Here is a 4,298-nt window from a genome sequence, read left to right as displayed (position 1 = left end):
GGTGGAAACCAGCGACCCGGGATTGTTGATCTGGAGGTTTATCATCATATGGGCTGGGGTTTCGACGCGCAGGTCTCCGCAGACCTGTCCAGGTTGGCTGACCACAGGATGGGGCATGCCGAAATTGCTGCCCGTAATGATGGCTTCCTCCATTGCTGTGGGAACCGTACCCTTACTCCAGTTTCCACCTATTTCCCAGGCATTATTCACATATCCGACCCACACGTTGGGTATGCTGGCTCCGATGGTGAAGTTGATCGTGGTCCCGCCTGTGCTGCTCACGTGATGGAGGATCAAATTGCCGGGCCCGCCCCAGGAATCGAAGGGATAGGGGTCTGTGAACATATTGATCGCCGTGCGGCCTATATCCAGACCAAAATTGGCGGCATTCACAAAACCGTTGCTGGTGGGCGATCCTCCCAATCGATACACATAAACTTCGTCCGGTGGGCCTCCGGCATTCCCCCAAGGATACAGATCGGTTCGGACCCTGTACACGATCAGGCCCGATCCGGGCAGGGTCGATTCATACAAACCGTTTTGCCTGCGGTATTCCACCACATACCATTCATTTGGAGAAAGCGGCAGCCAATAACAACTGAAGGGATTGGTGTCGATCGAGGTCAGAGTGTAGTCACCCGGCCCTGGCAGGGTGGGTATTGAAGGGAACCAGCCCCCGTATCTCCATTTCATATAGGCCAGGTGGTGCTGAGGGTTGCCTTGGCAAAAGTCCATGGGGTCCCACCAGCCGCAGGGATCGATCCCATCCCAAGTGTAATGATAGAGTTCAGGAAAACCAAGGGTGTGGGAAAATTCATGGGCGATGACCGCTGGATCGATCACGTCCCGCAATTGGAAGTCGTATTCGTCCGCCATTTTGCCGTTGATATAGACCAAAGGAGAGTTGTAGGAGGGAAACAGAGGGTTCAGATGGTAAGAGTCCAGCACCCAGTTGTGGGGCCACAAGGCTTCATTCCAAGCGGTTGGCCCGCCCATGCAGATGAAGCTCAGGTTGTCGATCGAACCGTCGTTATCCGCGTCTATATTCAGGCTGGGTGATACTGAACCCGCGACAAAGACCACCGCATTGGTCAGCATCAGGTGCAGGCGGTAATAACCCTCGTCCCAGCTTGTATAGCCGATGGGATTGGTGCCGCCGTAGTTATCCATGTAATAGGCTTGGGGATTGGGGTCTTGGTAGGATAAGATGGTTCCACCCACGGGAGGCGGATAGAAAGTGGAATTCACGATCAGCTGGTTGCTGCTTTCCTCCAGGAAGAATCCCTTTAGCGATACCCCGCTGGTGGAATTGTACATATTGTCATAGTAGCTGGGGGCATCAGGAAATTACGGCTGATCCGAGAAGCGGACAAATATCGTGATGTTATTCACGGTACCCGTTGTAGGAGAACGCCCGTATCGATCTCCACCGGGACCGCGGAAAGTTTCGAACCTTTGTTTGATTATGGATGCGTCAGGCAGCAGATTGGCCGGTATGCCCTGTGCCGCCGGGTCGTCCCTGCCCGGAATGTAGGGGCTGGGGGCCAGTTCCCGATCTCCTTTCACGGCGTAAACGAACCATCCAGTCGAGTGATCCTGGATGATCGTGTAGCCATTGGCGTCGTGGGCGCGGTGATAATACTCGTCCCCGGTCATGAAACAGGGATAGATGCTGCCGTCCGGCTGTTCAAGCTCGGTGGGGATGTCGCGCAGGGGCGCGCTGGAAAGGAATATGCAAACTGCCAGAAGTGCCAGTATCAACGCTGAGATCTTCATAACTACCTCCCTTTTGTGTTATGTTCAAGAACCCGTTGATGAAGCTGAGGCGCGGCATGTCCGTACAAGGATATCCGCAATAATCCAAAAGTTTTGAGGAATTGCACACTATCTTGAGTTTGGCTTTATCATCGGGTAAGTTTGTAAGTTGGTGTCAAGGGGAATTTCTCGTTTTTGGGGTAGCTTTTCTCCGAATATGTGGAAAAATCTCCACAAACCTGAGCGCCGTTCAGCAGAGCCTGGATTCAGAGAGCGTTAAAAACTTGTTCAGGGAGAAAAAATGCCAACCGAAATATGAAGTCCAAGCCCCGGAACCTTGTTAAGATACCCCGCCCGTTTGTTTCGCTATGTTTCTGCTCAGAACCTACTCTGCAAAAAGCAGGGCTATCTCCCTCTCCGCGTTGTCCAGGCTGTCCGAAGCATGCACCGCGTTTTCGGTCACTCCCTCCGCGTAGAGGTCACGTATAGTGCCTGGCTTTCGCCGGGCCGGGTCGACCTCTCCGATCAGCTCTCTCAGGTCCTCCACGGCATTGTCTTTTTCCACGATGAGCGCGATCGTGGGACCGGAGCACATGAAGGCGATGAGGCGCTCGTAGAAGCCCTTGCCTTTGTGGGCCTCATAAAAAACTGCCGCAGCTTCTGGCGTGAACTGGAATTCTTTGATCTGATCGAGCTCGAATCCCGCCTCTTCCAAAATGGATATGACATGCCCAACATGATGGTGCAACACCGCGTTCGGCTTGATCAGCAGCAGGCTGCGCTGGCTCATTTGGCTCTGTAGACGGTCTCGATATAGTCCAGAGCGGCAACTTTGATGGCGATGTCGCGGTTGAGGACCCGGCTCATTCTGATCTTGTGGGTCAGGATCTCGGTCCAGATCTCATAGACCTCGTTGGCTTTGAATTCCACTGTCGTATACTGCTTGAGCATGTCCTGGTAAAACTCGTCCCGGTCTGCGTCCACGCGGGCGATGACCAGCTTCAGGCTGTCGTTGCAAACGTCATAATCCTTGTGGCGCACATCCACAACCGCATAGCCCATCTTGAGCAGGTTTTCGTAATTGACCTGAAAGTTCTCGAAGTCTGGCATTTTATATCTCCAGTGTTTATTTTCTCGACAAAATCAAGGGTTTCGCTTTTCTGGTGTCCACGCTTTCTCAGAAATGCTAAAAGTCAAGTGAAATATTCAGCCAGGCGCTTTCCCATGGTCCGGGAGAGAATCCGGAATATCAGCAGCAGCATGGACTGAGAGGATATGAAAACAAAAAATTTTCCAGATGGAGATCGGAAGAAATGGGAATCTTCAAATTAGTCACGGATTATCAGCCCAGCGGCGACCAGCCTGAGGCGATCGAGGCTCTGGCAGAGGGGATCCGCGAGGATAAGCGCTACCAGGTGTTGCTGGGGGTCACGGGCAGCGGGAAAACCTTTACCATTGCCAACGTGATCGCCAAATTCGACCGCCCTGTCCTGGTCCTTTCGCACAACAAGACCCTCGCCGCCCAGCTCTATGGCGAACTGAAGCAGCTTTTCCCGGAAAACGCGGTGGAGTATTTCATCAGCTATTATGATTATTACCAGCCGGAAGCCTATATCCCAGGCAAGGACATCTATATTGAAAAGGATTCGGACATCAACGAGCAGATCGAAAAACTGCGCCTGCGCGCCACAATGAGCCTGATGGAGCGGCGTGACGTGATCATCGTGGCCTCGGTTTCCTGCATCTACGGCCTGGGCGTGCCGGAGGAATACCGCGAGGCGCTGATCCGGGTGGAAGTGGGCATGAAAATGGACCGCGACGAGCTGCTGCAAAAACTGGTGACCGCCCATTACAGCCGCAACGACATCGCTTTCGAGCGCGGAGCTTTCAGGGTCCGCGGCGATATCGTGGACATCTATCCAGCCTATCTGGAACACTGCCTGCGGGTGGAGTTTTTCGGCGAAGAGATCTCCCGGCTGGAAAAGCTGCATCCCATATCCTACCAGAGTTTGGGCGAGGTTTCGGATTATCCCATATACCCGGCGGTGCATTTTATCATGAGCGAGGACAAACTGCATAACGCCTTGGTCTCCATCGAGCAGGAATTGACAGAGCGGGTTAAGTTTTACAAGGAAAACGAGCGCTGGGTGGAAGCTGACAGATTGCAGTCCCGCACCAAGTTCGACCTGGAGATGCTGGCCGAGCTTGGCTACTGCTCAGGCATCGAAAACTACCAGCGCCATCTGACCGGCGCGGCTCCGGGACAGCCTCCCAACTGCCTGCTGGACTACTTTCCCCAGGATTTCCTCTTTATCATCGACGAATCGCACGTCACCATCCCCCAAGTGCACGGAATGTACGGCGGGGATTACACCCGCAAGAAAAACCTGGTGGATTACGGATTCCGCCTGCCCTCGGCCTTTGACAACCGGCCCCTGCGCTTTGAGGAGTTTGAAAGCTATCTACGCAATGTGATCTTTGTTTCGGCCACTCCGGCGGATTACGAGCTTGGCCTCACCCAGGGCGAGATCGTCGAACAGGTG

General features: G+C 53.7%; 5 protein-coding genes. 1 reads left to right on the top strand and 4 read right to left on the bottom strand.

All coding sequences use genetic code 11. From position 1 onward, the window contains the following. From K0B87_09340 to K0B87_09325, 4 genes are all read right to left on the bottom strand, one after another. On the bottom strand, nucleotides 1-1,317 hold a 1,317-nt coding region (locus K0B87_09340), incomplete at its 3' end, for a hypothetical protein (GenBank protein MBW6514938.1). A 30-nt stretch (nucleotides 1,318-1,347) separates the two neighbouring features. Continuing rightward, nucleotides 1,348-1,776 (bottom strand): hypothetical protein, encoded by a 429-nt coding sequence (locus tag K0B87_09335; GenBank protein MBW6514937.1) that lies wholly within the window; start codon nucleotides 1,774-1,776, stop codon nucleotides 1,348-1,350. Nucleotides 1,777-2,140: 364 nt separating this feature from the next. After that, entirely contained in the window at nucleotides 2,141-2,545 is a 405-nt protein-coding gene (locus K0B87_09330; protein ID MBW6514936.1) for a nucleoside-diphosphate kinase, read from the bottom strand. Next, complete coding sequence (locus K0B87_09325; GenBank protein ID MBW6514935.1) at nucleotides 2,542-2,865, bottom strand: hypothetical protein; 324 nt, start codon at nucleotides 2,863-2,865, stop codon at nucleotides 2,542-2,544. The genes K0B87_09330 and K0B87_09325 overlap by 4 nt, the downstream gene beginning before the upstream one ends. A gap of 203 nt (nucleotides 2,866-3,068) precedes the next feature. On the opposite strand from K0B87_09325, the gene K0B87_09320 reads away from it, so the two are divergent. Then, nucleotides 3,069-4,298: DEAD/DEAH box helicase family protein (locus tag K0B87_09320; GenBank protein MBW6514934.1), on the top strand; the 1,230-nt coding region annotated here is incomplete at its 3' end.

The organism is Candidatus Syntrophosphaera sp. (assembly GCA_019429425.1).
GTDB lineage: Bacteria > Cloacimonadota > Cloacimonadia > Cloacimonadales > Cloacimonadaceae > Syntrophosphaera.
The sequence above is the reverse complement of the archived record's forward strand: the minus strand, read 5'-3'. Positions and strand labels throughout refer to the sequence as shown.